The organism is Pantoea sp. Taur (genome assembly GCF_009830025.1).
Taxonomy (GTDB): domain Bacteria; phylum Pseudomonadota; class Gammaproteobacteria; order Enterobacterales; family Enterobacteriaceae; genus Pantoea; species Pantoea communis.
Window position 1 is genome coordinate 171,898 of record NZ_SZZZ01000009.1, and the last position, 26,340, is coordinate 198,237.

At 57.4% G+C, this 26,340-nt stretch carries 20 protein-coding genes and 1 pseudogene; 9 read left to right on the plus strand and 12 right to left on the minus strand.

What is annotated here, in order from left to right; all coding sequences use genetic code 11:
• Window positions 1-76: 76 nt before the first annotated feature.
• On the plus strand, window positions 77-1,303 hold the full coding sequence (nadR, locus tag FD744_RS14380) for a multifunctional transcriptional regulator/nicotinamide-nucleotide adenylyltransferase/ribosylnicotinamide kinase NadR (protein WP_034826244.1): 1,227 nt from the start codon (window positions 77-79) through the stop codon (window positions 1,301-1,303).
• A 52-nt stretch (window positions 1,304-1,355) separates the two neighbouring features.
• On the opposite strand, the gene ettA is transcribed toward nadR, so the two are convergent.
• A complete protein-coding gene (gene ettA, locus FD744_RS14385; RefSeq protein ID WP_072017012.1) occupies window positions 1,356-3,023 on the minus strand; it encodes an energy-dependent translational throttle protein EttA in 1,668 nt (555 codons plus the stop codon).
• Window positions 3,024-3,208: 185 nt separating this feature from the next.
• Between ettA and FD744_RS14390 the strand changes: the two genes are divergently transcribed.
• The gene (locus tag FD744_RS14390; RefSeq protein WP_160868549.1) at window positions 3,209-4,156 is read left to right on the plus strand and encodes a 2-hydroxyacid dehydrogenase; all 948 of its coding nucleotides are present in this window, start codon (window positions 3,209-3,211) and stop codon (window positions 4,154-4,156) included.
• A 2-nt stretch (window positions 4,157-4,158) separates the two neighbouring features.
• Here FD744_RS14390 and deoR read toward each other — a convergent pair whose 3' ends face one another.
• Window positions 4,159-4,923, minus strand: a complete 765-nt coding sequence (deoR, locus tag FD744_RS14395) for a DNA-binding transcriptional repressor DeoR (RefSeq protein ID WP_160868550.1) — start codon at window positions 4,921-4,923, stop codon at window positions 4,159-4,161.
• Between the two features lie 361 nt (window positions 4,924-5,284).
• On the opposite strand from deoR, the gene rbsK reads away from it, so the two are divergent.
• From rbsK to FD744_RS14415, 4 genes are all read left to right on the plus strand, one after another.
• Window positions 5,285-6,202 (plus strand): ribokinase, encoded by a 918-nt coding sequence (rbsK, locus tag FD744_RS14400; protein WP_160868551.1) that lies wholly within the window; start codon window positions 5,285-5,287, stop codon window positions 6,200-6,202.
• A 9-nt stretch (window positions 6,203-6,211) separates the two neighbouring features.
• A complete protein-coding gene (gene fucP / locus FD744_RS14405) occupies window positions 6,212-7,537 on the plus strand; it encodes an L-fucose:H+ symporter permease (protein WP_160868552.1) in 1,326 nt (441 codons plus the stop codon).
• Window positions 7,534-8,547 carry an aldose 1-epimerase family protein gene (locus tag FD744_RS14410; protein ID WP_160868553.1) on the plus strand — a complete coding sequence of 338 codons (1,014 nt, stop codon included), beginning with the start codon at window positions 7,534-7,536 and terminating at the stop codon, window positions 8,545-8,547. Before fucP ends, FD744_RS14410 begins: the two co-directional genes overlap by 4 nt.
• Window positions 8,548-8,711: 164 nt before the next feature.
• Window positions 8,712-10,295 (plus strand): methyl-accepting chemotaxis protein, encoded by a 1,584-nt coding sequence (locus FD744_RS14415; RefSeq protein ID WP_160868554.1) that lies wholly within the window; start codon window positions 8,712-8,714, stop codon window positions 10,293-10,295.
• A 95-nt stretch (window positions 10,296-10,390) separates the two neighbouring features.
• Here FD744_RS14415 and urtE read toward each other — a convergent pair whose 3' ends face one another.
• The 8 genes from urtE to atzF form a co-directional block, all read right to left on the minus strand.
• Window positions 10,391-11,089, minus strand: coding sequence for an urea ABC transporter ATP-binding subunit UrtE (gene urtE, locus FD744_RS14420; RefSeq protein ID WP_160868555.1), 699 nt, complete (start codon window positions 11,087-11,089; stop codon window positions 10,391-10,393).
• Between the two features lies 1 nt (window position 11,090).
• A complete protein-coding gene (gene urtD, locus FD744_RS14425; protein WP_034826215.1) occupies window positions 11,091-11,882 on the minus strand; it encodes an urea ABC transporter ATP-binding protein UrtD in 792 nt (263 codons plus the stop codon).
• Window positions 11,875-12,951, minus strand: coding sequence for an urea ABC transporter permease subunit UrtC (gene urtC, locus FD744_RS14430; protein ID WP_160868556.1), 1,077 nt, complete (start codon window positions 12,949-12,951; stop codon window positions 11,875-11,877). The genes urtD and urtC overlap by 8 nt, the downstream gene beginning before the upstream one ends.
• A complete protein-coding gene (gene urtB, locus FD744_RS14435) occupies window positions 12,951-14,516 on the minus strand; it encodes an urea ABC transporter permease subunit UrtB (RefSeq protein WP_160868557.1) in 1,566 nt (521 codons plus the stop codon). The genes urtC and urtB overlap by 1 nt, the downstream gene beginning before the upstream one ends.
• A 217-nt stretch (window positions 14,517-14,733) precedes the next feature.
• Window positions 14,734-16,002, minus strand: a complete 1,269-nt coding sequence (urtA, locus tag FD744_RS14440) for an urea ABC transporter substrate-binding protein (RefSeq protein ID WP_160868558.1) — start codon at window positions 16,000-16,002, stop codon at window positions 14,734-14,736.
• A 28-nt stretch (window positions 16,003-16,030) separates the two neighbouring features.
• The gene (locus FD744_RS14445) at window positions 16,031-16,729 is read right to left on the minus strand and encodes a GntR family transcriptional regulator (protein WP_034826206.1); all 699 of its coding nucleotides are present in this window, start codon (window positions 16,727-16,729) and stop codon (window positions 16,031-16,033) included.
• Between the two features lie 9 nt (window positions 16,730-16,738).
• Window positions 16,739-20,356 carry an urea carboxylase gene (gene uca, locus FD744_RS14450; protein ID WP_160868559.1) on the minus strand — a complete coding sequence of 1,206 codons (3,618 nt, stop codon included), beginning with the start codon at window positions 20,354-20,356 and terminating at the stop codon, window positions 16,739-16,741.
• Window positions 20,357-20,358: 2 nt separating this feature from the next.
• On the minus strand, window positions 20,359-22,155 hold the full coding sequence (atzF, locus tag FD744_RS14455) for an allophanate hydrolase (protein WP_160868560.1): 1,797 nt from the start codon (window positions 22,153-22,155) through the stop codon (window positions 20,359-20,361).
• Between the two features lie 256 nt (window positions 22,156-22,411).
• On the opposite strand from atzF, the gene sltY reads away from it, so the two are divergent.
• Together sltY and trpR are read left to right on the plus strand one after the other, a co-directional pair.
• Window positions 22,412-24,331: a murein transglycosylase gene (gene sltY, locus FD744_RS14460; protein ID WP_160868561.1), complete on the plus strand. Its 1,920-nt coding sequence runs from the start codon at window positions 22,412-22,414 to the stop codon at window positions 24,329-24,331.
• A 44-nt stretch (window positions 24,332-24,375) separates the two neighbouring features.
• A complete protein-coding gene (gene trpR, locus FD744_RS14465; RefSeq protein WP_038649187.1) occupies window positions 24,376-24,699 on the plus strand; it encodes a trp operon repressor in 324 nt (107 codons plus the stop codon).
• On the opposite strand, the gene yjjX is transcribed toward trpR, so the two are convergent.
• Window positions 24,700-25,218 (minus strand): inosine/xanthosine triphosphatase, encoded by a 519-nt coding sequence (yjjX, locus tag FD744_RS14470; RefSeq protein WP_160833988.1) that lies wholly within the window; start codon window positions 25,216-25,218, stop codon window positions 24,700-24,702.
• Between the two features lie 51 nt (window positions 25,219-25,269).
• On the opposite strand from yjjX, the gene gpmB reads away from it, so the two are divergent.
• Window positions 25,270-25,917 carry a 2,3-diphosphoglycerate-dependent phosphoglycerate mutase GpmB gene (gene gpmB / locus FD744_RS14475; protein ID WP_160868562.1) on the plus strand — a complete coding sequence of 216 codons (648 nt, stop codon included), beginning with the start codon at window positions 25,270-25,272 and terminating at the stop codon, window positions 25,915-25,917.
• 152 nt (window positions 25,918-26,069) lie between these two features.
• Here gpmB and FD744_RS25610 read toward each other — a convergent pair.
• Window positions 26,070-26,340, minus strand: a pseudogene (locus FD744_RS25610) (IS4 family transposase); the annotation flags it as partial.

Genomic DNA, 26,340 nt, shown 5'->3' on the forward strand with positions numbered 1-26,340 from the left:
TCACGTAAACTGGAGAGGGCCGGGGTGAGGGCCAGCGCATACCCCATCCCATTCTTTCCCATGCAGGAGGCACCAAATGTCATCGTTCGACTACCTGAAAACCGCCATACGCCAGCAGGGCCATACGCTGCAGCAGGTTGCAGATGCCAGCGGGATGACCAAAGGCTACTTGAGCCAGTTGCTGAATGCCAAAATCAAAAGCCCCAGCGCGCAAAAGCTGGAAGCACTGCATAGATTTCTTGGGCTGGAATTCCCCCGTCGTGACAAAACCGTTGGCGTGGTGTTCGGTAAGTTCTACCCGCTGCACACCGGCCACATCTATCTGATCCAGCGCGCCTGCAGCCAGGTGGATGAGCTGCACATCATCATGGGCCATGACGATCCGCGCGATCGCGAGCTGTTTGAAAACAGCGCCATGTCGCAGCAGCCGACCGTCAGCGATCGCCTGCGCTGGTTGTTACAGACCTTCAAGTACCAGAAGAACATCCGCATCCACTCGTTTGATGAAGAGGGGATCGAACCCTATCCGCACGGCTGGGATGTGTGGAGCGAAGGGGTGAAAAAATTCCTCTCCGAGCAGGGTATTGAGCCGGATTGCATTTACACCAGCGAAGAGCCGGATGCGGCGATGTATCAACAGCATCTCGGTATTTCGACGGTGGTGATCGATCCCAATCGATCCTTTATGAACATTAGCGGTGGGCAGATTCGCCAGGACCCGTTCCGCTACTGGGAATATATTCCCACTGAAGTGAAGCCGTTCTTTGTGCGCACCGTGGCGATCCTTGGCGGTGAATCCAGCGGCAAATCAACGCTGGTCAACAAGCTGGCAAATATCTTCAACACCACCAGCGCGTGGGAATATGGCCGCGATTATGTCTTCTCGCACCTCGGTGGCGATGAGATGGCGCTGCAGTATTCAGACTATGACAAGATTGCCTTAGGGCAGGCGCAGTACATTGATTTCGCGGTGAAATACGCTAGCAAAGTGGCGTTTATCGACACCGATTTTGTCACCACGCAGGCGTTTTGCCTCAAGTATGAAGGGCGCGAGCATCCGTTTGTGCAGGCGCTGATCGATGAGTACCGTTTCGATCTGGTGATCTTGCTGGAGAACAATGTGCCGTGGGTGGCTGACGGTTTGCGCAGCCTGGGCAGCTCAATGGATCGTCGCGAGTTTCAGTCGATGCTGGTGACCATGTTGCGTGAAAACAATATCGACTTCGTCCATGTCAAAGAGGATGACTACGACACGCGCTTCCTGCGCTGCGTTGAACTGGTGAAGCAGATGCTGGGGGCCTAACCCTCCAGCAATAAAAAAGGCGCCAATCGGCGCCTTTTTCACATCATAACAATTACTTCGCCATACGCTTGTACTTGATACGCTTCGGCTCCAGCGCGTCAGCGCCGAGGGTGCGTTTCTTGTACTCTTCGTACTCGGTAAAGTTACCTTCGAAGAACTCCACCTTGCCCTCATCCTGATAATCGATGATGTGGGTGGCGATACGGTCGAGGAACCAACGGTCATGCGAGATCACCATGGCACAGCCTGGGAACTCCAGCAGGGCGTTTTCCAGCGCGCGCAGGGTTTCGATGTCCAGGTCGTTGGTCGGTTCATCGAGCAGCAACAGGTTGCCGCCAACCTGCAGCAGTTTCGCGAGGTGCAGACGACCACGCTCACCACCGGACAGTTCGCCAACGCGTTTGCCCTGATCGGTGCCTTTGAAGTTGAAGCGGCCGACATAGGCACGGCTTGGCATCTCAACGTTGCCAACGCGCATAATGTCCTGACCACCTGACACTTCTTCAAACACGGTTTTCGAATTGTCCATCGCGTCACGGAACTGGTCCACAGACGCCAGCTTGACGGTTTCGCCCAGCTCGATGGTGCCAGAATCGGGCTGTTCCTGACCGGACATCATGCGGAACAGGGTCGATTTACCGGCACCGTTCGGGCCGATGATGCCGACAATCGCGCCTTTCGGCACCGAGAAGGTCAGATCGTCGATCAGTACGCGATCGCCATACGATTTGCTCAGGTTGGTCACTTCCAGTACTTTGTCGCCGAGGCGCGCACCTGGTGGAATGAACAATTCGTTGGTTTCGTTACGTTTCTGGTATTCGGTGTTGTTCAGCTCTTCGAAACGCGCCAGACGGGCTTTGCCCTTAGACTGACGGCCTTTCGCGCCCTGACGTACCCACTCCAGCTCTTTTTCAATCGACTTACGACGCGCCGCTTCAGAAGAAGCTTCCTGCGCCAGGCGCTGATCTTTCTGCTCCAGCCAGGAAGAGTAGTTACCTTCCCACGGAATACCTTCACCGCGGTCCAGCTCCAGAATCCAGCCTGCAACGTTATCGAGGAAGTAACGGTCGTGCGTGATCGCCACCACGGTGCCTTCAAAGTCGTGCAGGAAACGTTCCAGCCAGGCCACGGATTCTGCATCCAGGTGGTTGGTCGGTTCGTCGAGCAGCAGCATGTCTGGCTTTTCCAGCAGCAGGCGGCACAGCGCGACGCGGCGGCGCTCACCACCGGACAGGTTGCCAATTTTGGCATCCCAGTCTGGCAGACGCATCGCATCAGCAGCACGGTTCAGCTGGGTGTCGAGGTTATGGCCATCGTGCGCCTGAATCACTTCTTCCAGACGACCTTGTTCGGCAGCCAGTTTATCGAAATCGGCATCAGGATCGGCATACAGTGCGTACACTTCGTCGAGACGCTTCAGCGCACCAACCACTTCAGAAACCGCCTCTTCCACAGATTCACGCACGGTGTGCTCTGGATTGAGTTTGGGTTCCTGCGGCAGATAGCCGACTTTAATGCCCGGTTGTGGGCGTGCTTCCCCTTCGATATCGGTATCAATACCGGCCATGATGCGCAGCAGGGTGGATTTACCCGCGCCGTTCAGGCCGAGTACACCGATTTTGGCGCCAGGGAAGAAGCTAAGAGAGATGTTCTTCAGAATGTGACGCTTCGGCGGAACCACTTTGCCGACGCGATGCATGCTATAGACGAATTGAGCCACGTTGTAATGAGCCTCTGGTCTGTGAATGGTGGAACCTCAGATGCTGAAGTTTAGCCGTTTTCACCTGGCAATCACAGCCGCATGGCGTTGAATCTTCTGGAGTGGGGTTGAACAGGGGATAACTGATTGATTCTCACTCAACAGTCGCTATGCTGCTTTTTTGCCTGGAAAACGGAGGGGGTTCGATGAAAGTGCTGATTGCTGCAGATGAACATGCCTGGGGCGGATTAATTCCGGCCATTCGTCAGACGTTACCGGATATGGAGTTTATTGCCTCGGCGGGCCATGCGGCGGAGAGTCTGGCCGGTTTTGATGCGCTAATTCCTGGTATGTGCCGGGTGGATGCCCGACTGATCGCCACGGCCGATCGCCTGAAGCTGGTGCAGCAGGCGGGGGTCGGGCTGGAAGGTGTCGATCTTGAAGCGGCCAAAAAGGCCGGCATTATGGTGGCGAATGTTCCCTCCGACCATTCCGGTAATGCCGATTCGGTGGCGGAATTGGGGATCTGGATGATGATTGGCCTGGCACGTCGCCAGCATGAGATCGCCGATTGCCTGGCGCAGCAGAGACTGGGTCAACCCATTGGCTTAGGCCTGATGGGCAAAACCGTGGGACTGGTGGGGCTGGGCGGCATCGGCAAAGCTTTGGCGAAGCGACTTGCTCCGTTTGGTATGCGCATGATCGGGGTAAAACGTGAAGCGGATGAAGCTTTTGCGCGTCAACATCAACTCGACTGGGTCGGCAATATGGCGCAGCTGCCGGAACTGTTGCAGCAAGCCGATTTTGTCGTGCTCAGTCTGCCTGACAATGTGGCGACGCATAACATCATTAATGCCGATGCGCTGGCGCAGATGAAACCAGACAGCTTCCTGATCAACCTGGGACGCGGTGGACTGATCGAGAAACAGGCCTTTTTGGCAGCGCTGGAGACAAAAAAATTGGCTGGAGCCGGGCTGGATGTGTTCTGGCAGGAACCACCCGATCCACAAGATCCGGTGTTCCGCTATAACGTGATCGCGACGCCACACATTGGCGGCGTCACCGATGTCTCAATGAAGGGAATTATCAAAGGGATCTGCGATAACTTGCGCCGTCTGCGCGACGGCGACGCGGTGATCGATCGCAAGGCATAAATTTAAGGCAGGCGCAGCGGGATGTTCTGTTGCGCCAGCCAGCTCTTCAGCGCCGGTTCTGGCGCGCTGTCACTCACCAGTAAATCAAAACGGCGTAGCTCGCCAATGCGCGCGGGCAGCACTTTGCCAAATTTGCTGCTGTCCGCCACTAACACGCGCGTGCGCGAACGCAGCATGGCGTGATGTTTCATCGCTAGCTCATTGATGTTGTAGCAGGTTGCGCCCTGTTCCGGATCGATCCCCGCGGCTGAGATAAAGGCCAGCGTCGGGCAGAGATCGTCGAGGATCGAGTGCGCGCCAATCGGCGTAAACAGCGCGTTATCGGCATGAAACTCGCCGCCACTCAATATCACATTACAGGCGGGTTTCTCTTTCAGCGCGAGGAAGGTATTCATGGCGCAGCAAATCGCGGTGAACGCCAGCGTGTCCGGAATTGCATCCACGATATAAGGCAGAGTGGTGCCACAGTCGAAAAACACCGTGTCATTTTCGCTGATCAAACTGGCTGCGGCCTGCGCCAGGCGCTGTTTGCGTGCGGCGTTTTGCCCGTGCTGGTCGGAGACGAAATAGTGCCCGACATGGCTTTTCGGATCGCTGACAATGTAGCCCCCGAGCAGGACCACCGTCGAAGCTGGCTCAGTCAGATCGCGACGAATAGTCATCTCTGAGACGCCCAACAGTTGCGCCGCATCTTTCAGGTGCAGCTTATCGGTGCGCTTCAGTGCTTGCGCCAGCTTGTGAATACGTTCTTCGCGCCGGGTTTCCATGAGCATCTCTGTGTTATGGCTATCCTGAGGGGAAAAGTTTTACCCGTCGGCGCGAGAGAAGCGCCACCGACAAACCAAGGTAAATCTCTCATATTTTAATGATTTGCGACTTATCTAGCCGGCAGTTTTTCAATCTTACCTGTAATGAAATCGCCCCGCAAACTTCCCACACCGCGCTGAAAGCGTCAACAGCGCTGATGTTGTTTTGTTAAAATAATAACATTGGTGCTGGCCTTTTTGTCAGATAAATCGTTTTCATACGCTGCTCAGGATGTGAATTTTGTCACATCGATCACTTTGTATACCTGCTAGTGTGATTTAAATAACATTTAAATGCTAAAAATTCACCGGGGAGTAAACAATGGATATCGCGGTTATTGGGTCAAATATGGTGGACCTCATTACCTACACCAATCAGATGCCGAAAGCGGGCGAAACGCTGGAAGCGCCTGATTTCGCCATCGGCTGTGGTGGCAAAGGCGCAAACCAGGCGGTGGCCGCGGCGAAAATGGGCGGCAGCGTGATGATGGTGAGCAAAGTGGGTGACGATCTGTTTGCGCCCAACACGGTGGCGAACCTGAAACAGCAGGGCGTCGATACCCAATTTGTCACCACCGCGCCGGGCACTTCCAGCGGCGTGGCGCCGATCTTTGTTGATGATCAATCGCAGAACCGCATTCTGATCATCAAAGGCGCCAACCAGCAGCTCAAACCGGCCGATATTGATGCGGCGGCCGAGGGGCTGAAAGCGTGCCAACTGATTATCCTGCAACTCGAAATCCCGCTGGAAACCGTCTATTACACGATTGATTTTGCCCGTCAGCACGACATCAAAGTGATCCTCAACCCGGCGCCGGCAGTGGCGAATCTCGATATCGATTACGCCTGCAAGTGCGACTTTTTTATGCCTAACGAAACCGAACTGGAGATCCTCACCGGCATGCCGGTCGGCACCGATGATGAAGTGATCCGTGCAGGCCAGACGCTGCTCAAGCGCGGCCTCAAAAACCTGATTATCACCTTGGGGGCGCGCGGTTCACTGTGGATGGCGGGCGACACGCTGCATCAGGTCGCGCCAACGTCAGTGAAGGCGGTGGACACCAGCGGTGCCGGTGATGCCTTTATCGGCTGCTTTGCGCACACGCTGGTGAAGACCGGCGATATTCCCACGGCGATGGCGCAAGCCTCGGCCTATGCCGCCTGCAGCGTCACTGGACGCGGCACGCAACGTTCCTACCCGGACGCGGAAACCTTCCAGCGTTTTCTCAACCTAAACTGAGGTCGAGTCATGCAACAGAACATTGTTCAGCAATCTGACGGCTATCTGAATAAGACGCCACTGTTTCAGTTTATTTTGCTCTCGTGCCTGTTCCCATTGTGGGGTTGTGCCGCGAGCTTAAACGATATCCTGATTACGCAATTCAAAAGCGTATTTGCGTTGAGCGATTTTGCCAGTGCGCTGGTGCAGAGTGCCTTTTACGGTGGCTACTTCCTGATCGCGATTCCCGCCTCGTTGGTGATCCGCAAAGCCACTTACAAGCTGGCGATATTGATGGGATTGGTGCTGTATATCGTCGGTTGCGTGCTGTTCTATCCGGCGTCACATATGGCGACTTACACCATGTTCCTCGCGGCGATCTTCGCCATCGCCATTGGCCTCAGCTTCCTCGAAACCGCTGCCAACACCTATAGCTCGATGATTGGTCACCGCGATCACGCCACGCTCCGTCTTAACATCAGCCAGACGTTCTATCCGATTGGTGCGCTGATGGGCATCGTGTTGGGTAAATATCTGGTGTTTCAGGATGGGGAAAGCCTGCATGCGCAGATGGCGGGCATGAACGCTGAGCAGGCCCACGCTTTCCGTCTTAGCATGCTGGAGCACACGCTGGAACCCTACAAATATCTGGTGATGGTGTTAGTGGTGGTGATGTTGCTGTTTCTGTTCACCCGCTATCCACGTTGCAAGCCGGAATCCAGTGAGAAGTCATTGCCCTCGCTGGGTGAAACCTTCCGCTATCTGGCGGGTAATCGTCACTTCAAACGTGGCATCGTAGCGCAATTCCTCTATGTCGGGATGCAGGTGGCGGTGTGGTCCTTCACCATCCGTCTGGCATTGACGCTGGGGGCAACGAACGAACGTCACGCCTCTAACTTTATGATTTACAGCTTTATCTGTTTCTTTATCGGCAAGTTTGTCGCCAACTTCCTGATGACGCGCTTCCGTGCGGAAAAAGTGCTGATTGCCTACTCGGTACTCGGCGTGATCACCCTCGCGTGGGTGATGTTTGTGCCAAACTTTACCGCTGTTTACGCGGCAGTGTTTGTCAGCGTGCTGTTTGGGCCCTGCTGGGCCACTATCTATGCAGGCACGTTAGCCACAGTGGATAACAAGTACACCGAAGTGGCAGGCGCGTTTATTGTGATGTCGATTGTGGGTGCGGCGTTTATCCCGGCTATACAGGGATTCGCCTCTGATCATCTCGGATCGATGCAACTGGCGTTTGGTGTGTCGCTGCTGTGCTTTGCGTGGGTGGGTTTCTATTTCTGGGGCGAACTGCGCCATAAAAATCAGGCGATGCAGGCAGGTCGTCTGGTTGAGGAGATGCCATGAAAACCCGTTTACCGCTGCGTCGTGAGCAGTTTCATGAAACGCCCAGCACGCTGTTGCACAATGACTATTTCCACGTCGAGTTGTTTCGCTATCCGGCGGGTGTCGAAGCTGTGCGTATCAGCAACCAGCGCGGCAAGGTAATTGTGCTGCCGTTTTACGGTCAAATGGTGTGGGATGCGACCTTCGATGGCCATTCCCTCACCATGGGGCACAGCTTTAAGCAGCCGCTGCCAGGCAGTTCGATAATCGATACTTACGGCTGTTTTGCCTTCCACTCTGGATTGCTGGCGAACGGCTGTCCGGCTCCGGATGATGACCATCCGCTGCACGGTGAGATGGCCTGCGCGCGTATGGACAGCGCGTGGATGGTGCTGGAGCAAGATCGCGTTTCTCTGGAAGGGGAAACCGAATATGTGAAAGGTTTTGGTCATCACTATCTGGCTTCTCCAGCGGTGCGGTTGCACGCTAACGCGCCGCGCTTGCAGATTGAGATGAACGTCACCAATCTGGCGGGCGCGCCGATGCCGCTGCAGTACATGTGCCATCTGAACAGTGCCTGGCTGGCCAATGGTCGCTTTAAGCAGTCGATCCCTCAGGATGCTTTCAAGCTGCGCACCTCGATCCCGGCGCATGTGAAACCGACGCCGCAGTGGACCACCTATACCGATCAGCTGGCGCGCGATCCACAGGCATTGCAGCAGTTGGATCAGCCGGAGATGTGCGATCCGGAAATCGTGTTTTTTGCCGATAATCTGCCGCAATACGGCAACGAGGTGCAGTTCGAACTGCATGCCCCGGAAGGTTATGCCTTGATGACGCGCTTCGATAGCCGACAGTTCCCACACGCCACACGCTGGCTGCTGCACAATCACGATCAGCAGGTGGCGGCTTACGTGCTGCCTTCCACCTGTCGGCCGGAGGGATTTAACGCTGCGCAGTGCGCTGGCACGCTGATTGAGCTGGTTCCCGGCGAGAAGCGACATTTCAGCGTCGAGACCGGCATTCTGTAATCACTGGCGGCCCTTGTGCCGCCTCAATTTTTACCGCTTCGCTATTCACGAAACTGTCACGCAATATCCTTGCCAATCCTATAAAGCCAACTGCCCTGTATGACGATAACCCCTGCGACATTCGTCACATTGGTTCTCCTCTCTCTTTACCAGGGTTCAGATTTATGAAGCTCAATCAGTTTAAAATTGGCCAGCGGCTGGGTTTTCTCGCCACGCTGCTGTTGCTCGCCACATTGTTGATGGGACTGCACGGACTGCAAGTCAATATGCAGGCGCTGGAAAACAATCAGGACGTGATGGCACGTGAAGTCCTGATTGCCGACAGCATCGACACCGCGCGCAGTGCGCAGGTGCAGTTCAAGATACAGGTACAGGAGTGGAAAAATACCCTGTTGCGCGGCACCCAAGGGCAGGAGACCTTCGATAAGTACAAAAAGGCGTTTTTGAAAGAGAGCCAGCAAACGCAGGCGCTGCTGAGTAAGCTGAGCCAGATTCAGACGTCGCTGGGGTTACCTGACGCTCCCGTGGAGCAGGCGCGCGCGGTGCATGCCGGGCTGGAGAGCAAATATCTGGCGGCGCTGGAAAACTACAGTATCAGCGATATTAACAGTGCGGCACGCGTTGACCATCTGGTCACCGGTATCGACCGCGCACCGACACAGCAAATCGACGATCTGGTGGCTGCCACGCTGAAACGCGCGCAGCAGATGCATCAGGAGATAGAAGCCAACAACCTCGCCCATTACCAGAAAACCCGCATGCTGCTGCTGATCGCGATGGGCTGTATCTTGCTGGTTGGTGTGTGCATTACGGCCTGGCTGGTGCAGAGCATCACGCGTCCGCTGAAGCAGGCAATTAACGTCGCGAAGACCGTGGCGGCAGGTGATCTGCGAGCCCGGATTGCGGTCTCAGGACGTGATGAAACCGCACAGCTGATGGCGGCGCTGCGTGATATGAACCATAACCTGACGCGTATTGTGACCGGCGTGCGTTCGGGGACTGAGGCAATAGCCGATACCACCGATCAGGTCGCACACGGCAGCCGCGAGTTGTCGGCGCGCAACGAAGCGCAGGCCAGTGCGTTGGAAGAGACCGCAGCTTCAATGGAGCAGCTGACTTCCGTGGTGAAAAACAATGCCGAGAACGCACGCCATGCCAGCGATATCGCGCGTGATACCCGCCAGCGCGCCGGCGAGGGCGGCGAGGTGGTGGAAAAAGTGGTGGTAGCAATGGGCGAGATCCACCAGTTCTCGCGTGAGATCAACGAGATCGTGACGGTGATTGATGGCATCGCGTTCCAGACCAATATTCTGGCACTCAATGCCGCAGTCGAAGCGGCACGCGCTGGGAATGATGGGCGTGGCTTTGCGGTGGTAGCGTCGGAAGTGCGTGCGCTGGCACAGCGCTCCGCTTCCGCAGCGCGTGATATTCGTGGTCTGACCGATCGTTCAGTGAGTTTGATTGCGCAGGGCAACACGCTGGTGAAAGGCGCGGGATCGTCGATGCATGAGATTGTCGAGAGCGTGAAGCAGCTGTGCGAGCTGATGGAGAACATCTCATCCGCTAGCGCGGAGCAGAGCGTGGGTATTGAGCAGGTGAACCTGGCGGTGACGCATATGGATGCCGCCACCCAGCAGAACGCCACGCTGTCGCAGCAGTCCGCCCAATCGGCACGCGCGCTGAATCAGCAGGTCGGCTCGCTGGTGGAGAATATCAGCGTATTCCAGTTGGAGTCGAAGCCGGTTTAGTAAGGTCTCGCAACAAACTACGCCGTTACACCAATAGGTATTGAGTCGTAGGGCGCCATCAATGGCGCCCTTTTCGTGCACTCTGCAGTTAAAAGTTAAATCGCCACTAATCCGCGCACGCCTTCTGCTTCCATATTGGATCCCGCGCCGCGTTGCACGATCTCACCGCGCGACATCACCAGATACTGATCGGCCAGCTCGGCGGCGAAATCGTAAAACTGCTCCACCAGCAGGATCGCCATATCACCACGCTGGGCCAACTGACGGATCACTGCACCAATCTCCTTGATCACCGACGGCTGGATCCCTTCGGTCGGCTCATCAAGGATCAACAGCTGTGGCTTGCAAGCCAGCGCACGACCGATCGCCAGTTGCTGCTGTTGCCCACCGGACAGATCGCCGCCGCGTCGGGCCTTCATTTCGCGCAGCACCGGGAACAGCTGGTAAATCTCCTCGGGCACGGATTTGGACTGCGATCCCGAGAAGCGTGCCAGCCCCATCAGCAGATTCTCCTCCACCGTCAGGCGCGGGAAAATTTCGCGGCCCTGCGGCACATAAGCAATACCCGCTTGCACACGCTGATGCGGCTCACGGCTGTTGATCACCTTATCCTGCCAGCGAATCTCACCGGATTTCGCCGGGATCAGCCCCATCAGGCATTTCAGCAGCGTGGTTTTACCCACGCCGTTGCGGCCCAGCAGGCAGGTAATTTCGCCCGGTTTCGTCTCAAACGAAAGACCGCGCAGAATATGGCTGCCGCCATAATATTGATTCAGTTCGGATACTTGCAGCATCTTAGCGCCCCAGATAAACGTCGATGACCCGATCATTCGCCTGCACTTCGCGTAACGATCCCTCTGCCAGCACCTGGCCCTGATGCAGTACCGTGACGTGATCGGCAATCGTCTCGACAAAACCCATGTCGTGTTCCACCACCATCAGCGAATGCTTGCCTGCCAGACTGCGGAACAGCTCGGCGGTGTACTCGGTTTCCGCGTCGGTCATACCTGCCGCGGGTTCGTCGAGCAGTAGCAGATGCGGGTCCTGCACTAACAACATGCCGATTTCAAGAAACTGCTTCTGACCGTGCGACAACAAGCCCGCTTTGCGCTGGCGCTCACCGCTCAGCCGCAGCAGTTTTAGCACCTCATCGATGCGATCCTGCTGTTCGCCGTTAAGCCGTGCACGCAAACTAGCCCACACCGACTTATCGTTTTTCAGCGCGATTTCCAGATTTTCGAATACGGTGAGCGCTTCAAAAACCGTGGGTTTCTGGAACTTGCGGCCAATGCCGGCCCGGGCGATCTCCACCGACGACATGCGGGTGAGATCGGTATCCTGGTCATAGATCACCTGCCCGTTATCGGGACGCGTTTTGCCGGTGATCACGTCCATCAGCGTGGTTTTGCCCGCGCCGTTGGGGCCGATCACACAGCGCAGTTCACCGACGCCGATCTTCAGCGACAGATCGGTGAGCGCGCGGAAGCCATCAAATGAGACGTTGATCTTCTCCAGTTGCAGCACCGGATCGCTCTGATCGCGATGGCGATCGGCGGGATGGGGTTGGGTAAACAGTTGCTCAGTCATCACGCCTCCGGCGCAGCAGGCCAATCACACCACGCGGCAGGAACAGCGTGACGAGGATAAACATCAGGCCGAGGAAGAACAGCCAATATTCCGGGAAGGCCACGGTAAACCAGCTCTTGGCCCCGTTCACAATCGCGGCCCCTAACAGCGGGCCAATTAAGGTGCCGCGCCCGCCGAGTGCCACCCAGATAGCCGCCTCAATCGAGTTGGTCGGCGACATTTCACTGGGATTGATAATGCCGACCTGCGGCACATACAGCGCGCCCGCAAGACCACACAACACCGCCGACAGCGTCCAGACAAACAGCTTGAAGCCTTTAGGGTCGTAACCGACGAACATCAGGCGGTTTTCGGCATCGCGTACCGCCGTCAACACCCGCCCAAACTTACTGCGCGCCAGTGCGAAGCCAATGCCAAGGCTGATTAACAACAGCAGCACGGTGGCGACGAACAATCCAATGCGCGTGCCGGTGGCGGTGACGTTAAAGCCGAGCAGGGTGGTGAAGCCGGTAAAACCGTTGTTACCGCCAAAGCCAGTTTCATTACGGAAGAACAGCAGCATGCCGGCATAGGTCAGCGCCTGCGTCATGATCGAGAAGTAAACGCCTTTGATTTTTGAGCGGAAGGCGAAGTAGCCGAACACCAGCGCCAGCAAACCCGGCACCAGCATGATCAGACACAGCGCCCAGGCAAAATGTTGCGTGCCGGCCCAGAACCACGGCAGCTCGTTCCACGACAGGAACGACATAAACGCCGGTAAGCCCTCGCCCGATGCCTGGCGCATCAGGTACATGCCCATCGCATAGCCGCCTAATGCGAAGAACAGACCGTGTCCAAGAGACAGCAATCCGGCATAGCCCCATACCAGATCCAGCGCTACCGCGACGATGGCGTAGCAGAGGATTTTGCCGATCAAGGTCAGCGTGTAAGTGGAGATCGCCAGCGGATGCGTGGCGGGTAATAGGGCGCAGAACGGCAGCACCAGCAGCAGCAAGGAGATCACGATGCCGAGGCTGATACTGAGGCGCGGCGCTTTGCGCGTCAGCGTTAACGTCAGGGGTTGGCTCATCAGTCTATTACCCTCCCTTTGAAGGCAAACAGGCCCTGTGGACGTTTCTGAATGAACAGTACGATCAGCACGAGGATGAGGATTTTACCCAGCACCGCACCAATCTGCGGTTCCAGCACTTTGTTAAGGATGCCCAGGCCGAAGGCCGCTACCACGGTGCCCGCCAGCTGCCCCACGCCGCCAAGCACCACCACCAGGAAAGAGTCGATGATGTAACCCTGTCCCAGTTCCGGGCCGACGTTGCCGAGCTGCGACAGCGCCACGCCACCCAGTCCAGCAATGCCAGAGCCCAGACCAAACGCCAGCATATCGATGCGTCCGGTTGGCACGCCGCAGCAATCGGCCATCGCGCGATTTTGCGTCACGGCGCGCACGCTCAGGCCCAGACGCGTTTTATTGAGCAGCAGCCAGGTCAGGCCGAGTACCGCAAACACAAACAGGATCACCGCAATACGGTTGTACGGCAGCACCAGGTTAGGCAACACTTGCCAGCCGCCAGACAGCCAGCCTGGGTTAGCCACTTCCAGGTTCTGTGCGCCAAACAGCATACGCACCAGTTGGATCAGCATCAGACTGATGCCCCAGGTGGCGAGCAGGGTTTCCAGCGGGCGGCCGTATAAATGACGAATGATGGTGCGCTCCAGCAGCATGCCAATGCTCGCGGTGATCAGGAATGCCACAGGCAGCGCCAGCAGCGGATACCACGCCAGCCACTGCGGTGCGAACTGTTGGAACAGGTTTTGTACAAACCAGGTGGCGTACGCACCGAGCATCAGCATCTCACCGTGCGCCATGTTGATCACGCCAAGCAGGCCGTAAGTGATCGCCAGACCCAGCGCGGCTAGCAGCAGGATCGAGCCGAGTGACAGGCCGGTAAACGCCTGACCGAAGAGATCGCCCCACATCAGGCGATGTTTGATTTGTTGCAGGCTCTCCGTGGCCGCGGCGCGCACCTGCGCATCGGGTTCGTTGCTGGCCTGCGTTAAGCGATTGAGGCTGGCCTGCATATTTGGGTCGCTGGACTCACCGAGCAGCGTGACGGCTTTGAGGCGCACGCGGGCATCCGGGCTGGCAAGTTGCAGATTGGCGGCGGCCATGACGAGCACGGCGTGAACCTGAGTGTCTTTTTCCACGGCGAGACGCTGTTCGATCAGCGGCAACTGATCGGCGGCACCGTCGTTTTGCAACTGTTGGGCGGCACGCAGGCGAATCGCGGGATCCTCGCTCACCAGCTGGTGGGCGGCGAGGGCGCTGGCGATTAACACGCGCAGCCGGTTGTTCATAAACAGCTTTTTGGTGTCACCCGTCGGCTGTTGTGCGCTGTCCAGCGGGATGAGTTTGTCATCCTGCTTGCTGAACGGCTGTTTGTTCTGGTCGATGACCATGCTTTCGTTGCGCAGTGCCTGTAGCAGCGGCAAGCGGCTGGCCTGCGGTGCGGCCGCCCACTGTTGCAGCAGGTTGGCCTGATCAGTGCGGCTGGCAGCGGCGAAATCAGCGCCATCGCCCGCCTGGGCGAGCCACGGCAGGAGCAGCAGCAGACAGCAAAGATAACGGCGGATTGTCATGATGATGATCCTGTATGTCGTTGGGCTTGGGGGCGGTTGATGACCTCACCCTAACCCTCTCCCGTAAGCGAGAGAGGGGACCGATCCAGCAAAGAACGCTGTTAATCACATTCGGCATCCTCTCCCATACTTTGCCAGAGAAGATCCGCAGGCGGCTGATGCCTTTGCCCTGGCTCCATTACAGAGCCAGATCGGGCATCAGCGCGCATTTTGCGTATTACTTCGTCGATTTCACCGGATAATCCGGCTTCTTATCATTACCGGCGATGTACGGGCTCCAGGGCTGAGCGCGGATTGGCTTATCGGTCTGCCACACCACGTTGAACTGACCGTTCTCTTCCACTTCGCCGATCATCACGGGCTTGTGCAGATGGTGGTTGGTTTTATCCATGGTCAGCGTGAAGCCGTCCGGCGCTTTAAAGGTCTGTCCGGCCATCGCCGCACGCACTTTGTCCACATCGGTGGTACCCGCTTTTTCTACCGCCTGCGCCCACATATGGATGCCGACATAAGTCGCTTCCATCGGGTCATTGGTGACCACGGTGCCTGCGTTCGGCAGGTTGTGCGCTTTGGCATAAGCACGGTAATCCGCCACGAATTTCGCGTTAGTTGGGTTATCAACCGATTCGAAGTAGTTCCACGCGGCTAACTGACCGACCAGCGGTTTGGTATCAATGCCGCGCAACTCTTCCTCCCCGACAGAGAAGGCGATCACCGGAATATCCGTGGCTTTAATGCCCTGGTTAGCCAGCTCTTTGTAGAACGGCACGTTGGAGTCACCGTTGATGGTGGAGATCACGGCCGTTTCGCCACCGGCAGAGAACTTCTTGATGTTAGAAACGATGGTCTGATAGTCGCTGTAGCCAAACGGCGTATAGACCTCTTCGATGTCTTTATCCTGAATGCCTTTGGTGTGCAGGAAGGCGCGCAGAATCTTGTTAGTGGTACGCGGGTAGACGTAATCGGTACCCAGCAGGAAGAAGCGTTTGGCGCTGCCGCCGTCTTCGCTCATCAGGTATTCCACCGCCGGAATCGCCTGCTGGTTGGGTGCCGCACCGGTGTAGAACACGTTTGGCGACATCTCTTCGCCTTCGTACTGCACCGGATAGAACAGCAGGCCGTTTAGCTCTTCAAACACCGGCAGCACTGACTTACGTGAGACCGAGGTCCAGCATCCGAACACCGCCGCGACTTTGTCTTGCGTCAACAGCTGGCGCGCTTTCTCCGCGAACAGCGGCCAGTTAGACGCCGGATCGACCACCACCGGTTCCAGCTTTTTGCCCAGCACGCCGCCTTTGGCGTTGATTTCATCAATGGTCATCAGGGCCACGTCTTTCAGCGGCGTCTCGGAGATCGCCATGGTGCCGGAAAGCGACGACATGATGCCGACTTTGATGGTATCAGCGGCCTGGGCACCAAAGGTAAAGCCCAAACTGGCCACGGTGGCGGAGAGCGCAAAAGCTTTTAGCAACGAACGTCTTTTCATCGTTAACCCTCTAAATGTGTTAGTGTTTTTATTCAATGGGTTGAAGCCGGGCCTGCTGTAACATATGCAATGTGATCTTTCTGACCTCTGCCTTACTGACGGCAATGTGGTCGGTTAAAATGCGTTGTGCCTCCTCGGTTTGTTGCTGGAAAATCGCCCGTAAAATCTGAGCGTGTTCGCGGTATGTCGCATCTACCCGGTCGTCACGGGTAAAGTCGAGACGACGGATGATGCGGATCTTTTCGGTCAGTTCGGCGTGGATGCGTGCCATCTCCTGATTGCCCGCGGCGGCTACCAGCGCCATATGAAAGGCTTCGTCGTGCGCCGACACCGCTTTGCCATCCTCCAGGCGTGGCGCATCGATCCAGAAACCTTTCAGTTCGTTCAGGATTTCCGCACAGGCCAGCGGCGGCAGCGCGCACAGGCGGCGCACTGCCTCGCGCTCCAGCACGGTGCGGAAGTCGTACAGCTCTTCGAAGTATTCGAAGTCGAACGGCTTCACCTGCCAGCCGCTGCGGAACCACACTTCGACATAGCCCTCGCGCTCCAGCCAAAACAGCGCCTGACGTACCGGCGTGCGGCTCACGTCGAGCCGATCGGCGATTTCGTTTTCGCTAAAGCGGTCACCGGGCATTAAACGAAACTCAAAAATGTCCTGTTTCAATGCCTGATAAACCTTCTCCGCCAGCGCTTCCGGGCGGCCTTTGCTGCGTGGGCTTTGATGCATACGAGTTCCTTATTCCAGCCACAGCAGAGTGTCGCCCGGACTCACCGGACGTCCTGCCTGACAGGCAATGCGTTTCACCGTGCCGGCCTGCGGCGCGACAATCGCCAGTTCCATTTTCATGGCTTCGACGATGATCAGCGTCTGACCGGCTTCCACCGCGTCACCTGGCTGCACCAGCACTTTCCAGATGTTGCCGTTCATATCGGCACAGACCGCTAGCGCATCTTCGTCGGCTTCCGGGGCCATCAGCGTCTCTTCACTGGTCAGCGGCGCGTTCTGCTCTTCCTGTGCCCACAGCGTCACTTCCTGTTCGAAGGCAGCTGACTGGCGCTGACGGAAGTCGGCAATCGAGTCGGCGTGTTCAGCGAGGAATTGCTGGTGGGCAGCGAAATCAAACAGCGTCTCTTCGATGCGTACCGTGGCGCGGCCTTCGCGGAAGTCATCGCGCAGTTGCGTGAGTTCATCTTCGGTCACCGGATAGAAGCGCACCTGATCGAAGAAGTGCAGCAGCCATGGCTCATCCGCCGCGAACTGGTCGTTTTTGAGGAATTTGTTCCAGATTGGCAGCGTGCGGCCCACCAGCTGATAGCCACCGGGTGAATCCATGCCGTAGATGCACATGTACATGCCGCCAATACCGACCGTGCCTTCGGCGGTAAAGGTACGTGCCGGGCTGTATTTGGAACTGAGCAGGCGATGGCGCGGATCGATCGGTACTGCACACGGCGCGCCCAGATAGACATCGCCCAGGCCGAGGATCAAATAGCTGGCATCGAAAATGGTGTCGCGTACCGCTTCACGACTCTCCAGCCCGTTGATGCGCTGAATAAAATCAACGTTGTTCGGCAGCCATGGCGCAGTAGCGCGCACGGTTTCCTGATAACGCTCAACCGCACCGAGCGTGGCGCTGTCTTCAAATGCCATTGGCATCCAGACGATGCGCGAAGGCACTTTCAGCTGGCTGACATCACCGAGTCCGGCTTCCAGTTCCAGCAGCAGATTCATCAGCTGTTTCTGGCTGAGGATCAGGCTGTCATAGCGCACCTGCAGTGAGCGAACGCCGGGTGATAGCTCTTCGACGCCGGGCACTGCACGTTCATGCAGCGCATTCATCAGCAGGTGCACACGCAGACGCAGCGCCAGATCCAGCACGTTGTCGCCGTACTCAATCAGCACATATTTATCCCCGGCCTGGCGATACACGGCAGCAGGCGTGGTGTCTGTGGCGGGCAGTGCGGCCAGCAAGGTCGCAGAGCCGATGTTACTGGCCGCCAGTGAGGGAACCTCAAAGGCTGGCGCATGAGTGCTGCGCAGAGTTTCCACGCTGTGCGCCTGGGCTTTCTCCAGCGCCACCGCTTCATCAGCGCTGATCGGGTGGAAGCGAATGCGGTCGCCCGGTTTTACCTGACCGACTTTCCACAGCTCCGCTTTGGCAATCGTCACCGGACAGACGAAGCCGCCGAGGCTCGGGCCGTCATGGGTCAGGATCACCGGGAAGTCACCGGTAAAGTTCACCGCGCCAATTGCGTATTCGCAGTCGTGCACGTTGGACGGGTGCAGCCCGGCTTCGCCGCCGTTGGCGCGCGTCCAGGTCGGTTTCGGTCCGACTAAACGCACACCGAGGCGGTTGGAGTTGTAGTGCACCTGCCAGTCGCTGGCGAAGAACTCGTCGATAGCCGCCTGAGTGAAGAAATCCGGTGCGCCGTGTGGGCCGTACAGCACGCCGATGCGCCACTCGGTGCCGTAATGCGGCACCAGCGCGTGGTCCAGTGCTTGCGGCTCACTGACTGGCGCGGGCGTGGTACAGGCGGCCAGCAGCGGCTGGGAGATCGGCAGCATATCGGCGATGCGCAGGGTTCGTCCGGCATGACCGCCAAACTGGCCGAGTGAGAAGGTAGAACGGCTGCCCAGATATTCCGGCACATCGAAGCCGTTGCGCACCGCTAAATAGGTGCGGCAACCGCTTTGCGCACGGCCTAACGTCAGCGTCTGGCCTGCTTTTACACTGATTGGTTGCCAGTAATCGAGGCTTGCGCCATCCAGTTCTGCCGGGCAATCTGCGCCGGTCAGGGCAATGACTGCGTCGCTGTGGAAACGCAGTGTCGGGCCTTGCAAAGTAAACTCCAGCCCGGCGGCGCTGTCGTGGTTGCCGACAATGCGGTTTGCGAGGCGGAAAGCGAAGTCATCCATCGGGCCTGAAGGTGGCACGCCAATATCCCAATAGCCGAGGCGGCCAGGGAAATCCTGAATGCTGCTGAAGGTGCCGGGTTGCAGCACTTCAATCACGCTGGCAGACGGCGTAAAACTGTCGAGGAAACGCGTCCAGACTTTGCCGCTGCTGAACGCTTCGGTGGCCACAATCTGGCGCAGATAATCGAGGTTGGTGGCGATGCCGTGCAGCTGCGTGGCATCCAGCGCCTGCTGCATTTTTGCCAGCGCCGCTTCACGCGTGTCGGCGTGAACAATCAGTTTGGCAATCATCGGATCGTAAAATGCTGAGACTTCGGTGCCGGTATCGATCCAGCCATCGACGCGCACGCCATCCGGGAAACTGACGCCGGTCAGGGTGCCGGGACTTGGCTGGAAGTTTTTCAGTGGATCTTCAGCATAGATACGCACTTCAATCGATGCGCCTTTGGGGGCCTGCTGCAGTCGCGCCCAGTCGATGGCATCACCGGCGGCGACTTGCAGCATGCACTCCACCAGATCGAGCCCGGTCACACACTCCGTCACCGGATGCTCCACCTGCAAGCGGGTGTTCACTTCGAGGAAATAGAACGCATCCTGTGCGGCGTCGTAGATGTATTCCACGGTACCGGCGCTGCGATAGCTCACTAACTCGCCCAGACGCACGGCCGATGAGAGCAGCGCCTCACGCGTCGCCTGCGGCAGGTTCGGTGCCGGGGTCTCTTCCACCACTTTCTGGTTACGACGCTGTAATGAGCAGTCACGCTCACCGAGGGCAATCACTTTGCCGCTGCCGTCACCAAAAATCTGCACTTCAACGTGGCGCGCGCGGTCGATAAAGCGCTCCAGGAACACGCCCGCATCACTGAAGAATTGTTCGCCGAGACGACGCACACTTTCCCACGCATTGCGCAGCGCATCGGCGTCGTCACAGCGGGTTAAGCCAATACCGCCGCCGCCCGCCGTGCTTTTTAGCATCACCGGATAACCGATGTTTTCTGCCGCGCTGAGCGCCTCTTCCAGCGAGTTGAGCAGCGGTGTGCCAGGCGTCATCGGCACACCTGCGCTAGCCGCCAGTTCACGCGCGCGGTGCTTCAGGCCAAACTCGCCAATCTGCTGCGCCGTCGGACCAACAAATGCAATCCCCGCCTCTTCACAGGCGGCGGCAAACGGCAGGCTTTCGGAGAGGAAACCATAGCCCGGCCAGATGGCTTCTGCGCCGGTCTCTTTAGCAGCAGCCAGAATTTTATCGATGCGCAAATAGCTGTCGCTGGCTTTGTCACCGCCGAGGGCAATCGCCACATCGGCTTCTTTGACATGGCGCGCGTTACGGTCGGCATCGGAGTAAACGGCGACGCTTTTCACGCCGAGGCGCTTGAGGGTGCGAATCGCACGGCAGGCGATTTCGCCACGGTTAGCGATCAGGACGGTGCTGAACATGGTTATTTACTCCCCTGAGAGGCCAGCCAGTTGCGCCAGCCGCCAAATTCGGTAATTTCCAGCGCCTGCGACAGCACCGCCGGTTCACAGATAAAGCCTTTCACCACGCGACCATCAGCCAGCGTCAGAGATCCAATGCCGAGCGGTGCCGGGATTTCCGCCACGAATTCGCCAAAGCGCGCGAGTGGGATATCCCACAGTTCCACCGTGATCGCCGCACCGATGTCGCCACGTAGCAGACCGGGCTTCTTGATCGGGCCATCGAGCAGGGCAAACAGACGGTAGTTGCTGGCGGTTTGCGTCTCTTCCACCAACACCGCATCGCGGGTGGTGAGCTGGAAATTCAGCGGCATGCCGGTGAGGTGCGCACCAACCACTGCCACGCGTACGTGATCGGCAGAAACCGGGAAGGCGGTGTATTGAGCGGGCTGAGCTTTGCCGGTGGCGCCTAACGTCAGCGCCATCTGCTGCTGCCACTGAATGCCGAAGCCTGCCAGCGCGCGATCCTGCCACGCAGACGCAATCAGTGTGATGCCCGCAGGCAGGCCATCGGCGCGGAACGGGCCAGGCAGTGCCAGCGCACTGAGGTCAGCAAGATTGGTGAAGTTGGTGTAAGTGCCGAACTGCGAGTTGTAGCGCACCGGCTCCTGTTTCATCTCTTCCAGCGTGTGAATGGTCGGCGAAGTCGGCACCACGAGCGCATCGAACTGCGCCAGGGTTTGCTGGATTTGACGCGTCAGTTCGGCACGCAGGTATTCCGCCTGATAAGCTTCAACGGCGCTGTATTTCAGGCCGCTGCTGACAATGCCGTACACCACCGGATCCATCTCTTCCGGGCGGTTGATCATTTCGCCGACAGCGACCGTGCGCTCGGCGACCCACGGGCCGTAATAGAGTTGTTCCGCCAGTTGGTGGAACACGCTGAAGTCGATAGGATGCAGCGTAGCACCGCCCCCTTGCAGTTGTTCCAGCGCACTCAACCACGCGGCTTCCGCCTGCTTATCACCAAAGAATTCTGGCGAGGCGGGAATGGCGAAATCAGGCTGAGCCTTAAAGCTGGCAGGTGCAGTGCACGGGTTGCTGCGCGAGTAAGCATCTCCCGCATCGTAACCGCCTGCGGCGGTGGCAACGGTGAAGGCATCTTCCACCGTCAGAGCGAAGACGGAGATGGTGTCATTCAAACGGCAAGCAGGCACTACGCCGCTGGCCGAGAACCAGCCTTTGGTGGGTTTCAGGCCGACGATGTTGTTAAAACCTGCCGGGACGCGACCGGAACCGGCGGTATCGGTGCCCAGCGAGAAGCCCACCAAGCCGCGCGCCAGCACCGAAGCAGAACCGGAGCTGGAACCACCGCTAACATACTCGGGGTTAAAGGTGTTGCTTACCGCACCGAACGGAGAACGCGTGCCGACTAACCCAGTGGCGTATTGGTCGAGGTTGGTTTTGCCGATCACCACCGCACCGGCCGCTTTAAGCTGTGCGACCACAAAGGCATCAGTTTCAGCCGTATAGGTTAAGGCCGGACAGGCGGCACTGGTCGGCCAGCCTGCCACATCGATATTGTCTTTCACCGCAAACGGCACGCCAAACAGCGGCAGTGCAGCGGGATTGCGCAAGTAACTGGCCAGCAAGGGTTCAATTTGCGCCTGCAGTTGTGCGGGCGAAGCGACATACAGCCAGGCGTTATCCTGCTGGTCGATGGCGTCGAGGTGTGCTGCCAACAAGGTGCTGATGCACTGTGGGTCCTGCTGATAGCGGTGTTGCCAATCCTGAAGCGTGTATCCGAAGGTTGCTGCCATGAGTGAATTCCAACTGGTATACAAGATGGAATTCAACAGAGCAAAGCGCGTGCCATTTTTGTAAGTAAATGAATAGCTGTAGCTAATTGATATGACATAAGATTTTGTGATGGTAATTTGCACAGTCACAGCGCAGACGGTGTGCAATCACGGTGCGCCTGCGTAAATTTTGTGAAGAACATGGCAAGAGACCGTTGGCCTGGTTAGCATGAGTTAAGTCTGGCATGAGCTGGATCGCAGCAGAGAGGAGAGCAGAGTGGAGAAGTGGCGTAACTGGATGATAGGGATCTGTCTGGTCAGCACGGCCAGCAGCGTGTGGGCCGACTCGCTGGATCAACAAAGACAGCGCTATGCGCAAATCAAACAAGCCTGGGATAACAATCAAATGGACCAGGTCTCGCAGCTGATGCCAACGCTGCAGGATTATCCGCTCTATCCGTATCTGCAATACCGTTTGCTGGCGCAGGATCTCGATCAAGAGACGCCGCTGGCGGTGAAGAATTTCATTCAGCAATATCCAACGCTGCCACCGGCGCGTTCACTCTCGACACGCTTCGTCAACGTGCTGGCACATCGTCAGGACTGGCAGGGTGTGCTGAGCTTTAGCCCGGATGAGCCCAAACCGGTGCAGGCGCGCTGTAACTGGTATTACGCCAAGTGGGCTACCGGCCAGCAGCAGGTGGCGTTTGATGGCGCGAAATCGATCTGGCTGCGCGGTTCCGCGTTACCGAATGACTGCGATCAGCTGTTCTCGGTGTGGCAAGCCTCCGGACAGATGTCGCCGATCACCATTCTCGAACGTATTCGCCTGGCGATGAAAGCCGGCAACGACAGTCTGGTGAATTATCTGGCCAAAATGCTTCCGGCGGATTATCAAACCACTTCCAGCGCGCTGATTGCGTTGCAGCAAAATCCGCAGACCGTGACCACGTTTGCCAGCAGCCTCGGTCCGACCGATTTCACCCGCATGGCCACCAGCTATGCCTTTGCCCGCGTGGCGCGTGAAGACATGGATAATGCGCGCATGATGATCCCGCAGCTGGTGCAGGCGCAGAAAATGAGCCAGGCGGAAGAGCAGGATCTGAAGGAAACTGTTGTGTGGCGTATGATGGGCGCGGATCTGACCTCCGAGCAGGCGCGCTGGCGTGATGCAGTGGTGATGAACAGTGAATCCACCGCGCTGGTGGAGCGTCGCGTGCGTCTGGCGCTCAGTCAGAACGATCGTCGTGGACTGAACACCTGGATCGCGCGTTTACCGGTTGAAGCCAAAGAGAAAGATGAGTGGCAATACTGGCAAGCCGATCTGCTGATTTCTCAGGGGCGCAAAGAAGAAGCCGATGAGATTCTGCGTAAGCTGATGCAGGCTCGTGGTTTCTACCCAATGGTGGCGGCGCAACGTCTCGGCGTGGAATATCCGTTGCAGATCGATCAGGCTCCGGCGGCAGACAGCTCGGTGGTGCAGGGGCCTGAACTGGCGCGCGTGCGTGAGCTGATGTATTGGGGGCTGGATAACCTGGCGCGCAGTGAGTGGGCCAATCTGATCTCCAGCAAGACCCATTCGCAGCAACAGATGCTGGCGCGTTACGCCAACGAGCAGGACTGGTGGGATCTCAGTGTGCAGGCCACTATCACCGCGAAAATGTGGGATAGCCTGAAAGAGCGCTTCCCGCTGGCATGGCGCAATCTGTATCAGCAATACACCAGCGATAAAGGTATTCCGCAGAGCTATGCCATGGCGATCTCCCGCCAGGAGAGTGCGTGGAATCCGAAAGCGCGTTCGCCGGTCGGTGCCAGTGGTTTGATGCAGGTGATGCCAGCCACGGCCAGCCATACCGTGAAGATGTACAACATCCCCGGCTATGTGAACAGCAGCCAGTTGCTCGACCCACAGACCAATATTCAGATTGGTACGCAGTATCTGGAATACGTCTATCAGCAGTTCGATCAGAACCGCATCTTCTCCTCGGCGGCCTATAATGCCGGGCCGGGCAGGGTACGCAGCTGGTTGAATAACAGCGGTGGCAAACTGGATGCAGTGGCGTTTATCGAAACCATTCCGTTCTCAGAAACACGCGGCTACGTGAAAAACGTGCTGGCGTATGACGCCTACTACCGTTACTTCATGGGCAAGCCGGATAAGATTCTCGCCGATGGCGAGTGGAATCGCCGTTACTAGCTGTGCTATGCTTCCGTACTCGCTAATGAGTACGGAAGCCCTTCATGAGCCAACCTCTTTCTTCCCAGCCGGATGCGGCTCAGCCTGTTGAAGATAACTGGCTGCGTTTTATCGATTTGATGCAGAACGCTTTCGCGGACGGTGTGTCGTTGCCGTTGCTGCAACTGATGATGACGCCCGATGAACGTGAAGCGTTTGGCACGCGCCTGCGCATTATTGAAGAGCTGATGAACGGCGACATGAGCCAGCGCGAGCTGAAGAATGAGCTGGGCGTCGGTATCGCCACCATCACGCGTGGATCTAACAGTCTGAAAGAAGCGCCTCCCGAGCTGAAACGCTGGCTGGAAGCGCGCTTAGGCCGCCATTAATTACTGCTGATACAGCGGATGGGTGAACGGGCAGAGCGCCAGTATCAGCGCCTGGTGGTAAACGCTGGAGCGGCTCAACAGACCGTTGGTAAACGCACCGATAGCGCCGCCTTTCTGCTTAATATTATCAACGCCAGTTAAGCGCGCCATTTCGTGACCGAGTTCGTGTCCGGCGGCTAAGCCCGCCATGACAATCGGCGGCAAGGTGAAGCTGGCAGAGCGCGATTCGCCGCGCTGCTGGGCGTTTTCAATCACCATCCATGCAAAGGCACAATCGCCTTCGATACCGGCCTCAATCGCGACCCAGTAGTCAGATTCAGGACGCTGCAAACGCGCATTTGCCACGCGGGTACGTGCGCCAGTTCGCGTTTCGACATCGCTTAACGGCTGTGCGGCAACGCCGCTCTCGACCTCGACCCCTTCAATATGGCAGGATCCTTCACCAAAGACGTCGTTGAACGCCTGAGCAATCGCGCGGATTTTTGCCGGGTTGATGGTGGCTGCGACAACGTGGTACATAATTGTTTGAACCCTCAAGGCAAATTTGTCGCAGTATAACGGAAATTAAGCATGCTACAGGTCTATCTTGTTCGTCACGGCGAAACGGTATGGAATGCGGCCCGACGCATTCAAGGTCAATCCGACAGTCCGCTGACGGAAAAAGGTGAGCAACAGGCCCAACAAGTGGGCGAACGGATGAAATCGCAGGGCATCACCCATGTGATTGCCAGCGATTTAGGCCGCACGCGCCGCACCGCCGAGATCATCGCGGATGCCTGCGGTTGTACGGTCACGGTTGATGCACGTTTGCGTGAGCTGAATATGGGCTGTCTCGAACAGCGCCCCCTTGATGGCTTAACGCCGGAAGAGGAGAGCTGGCGTAAAACGCTGGTGGATGGCACCCAAGACGGCCGCATCCCTGGCGGTGAATCGATGCTGGAGATGGCGACACGCATGCACGAAGCACTGAACGCGTTGCTCGAACTGCCAGCGGGCAGCCGTCCGTTGATTGTCAGTCACGGTATGGCGTTAGGCGTGTTAGTGAGTACGCTATTGGGATTGCCGGCGCACGCTGAGCGCCGTTTGCGCCTGCGCAACTGCTCGATTTCACGCGTGGATCATCAACATAGCGCGTGGCTGGCTGCAGGTTGGGTGGTCGAGACGGCAGGCGATGTGTCGCATCTGGATGCGCCTGCGCTGGACGAATTGCAGCGTTAAGCGTCATTCGGTTTCGGTGCGCATCAATGCGCAGCCTGTAAAGGGTGGGGATAATGATTGCCTGCCCAGCAAAAGGGTCAGCTCGCCATTTATGGCGATCTGCCGTTATTGAAGCCAAAAAAATGCCGTCATCATGACGTAATGCTTGTCAGTTAAGATCTTAATGGAGGCCGCAGCGGATAACGTTGCGGCTTCTTTTTTACCGCCCTTGGGTAATGCCGCACTCTTCTTTCCGGCAGCACCAGCCCTGGCGCCATCGCCATTATCTCTTCCATTATCCGCGGTATTTTTCCCCCTGAGATGCCCGGTAGCAGGCTCAGATGACTTCTCAGATACAGTGCGGACTGCTTAAAACTCATCTGATAAGGTTCCACGCCTTTCAGGCTGTACGCCATCTGCGCCATCATGAACCTCAGAAGGTTT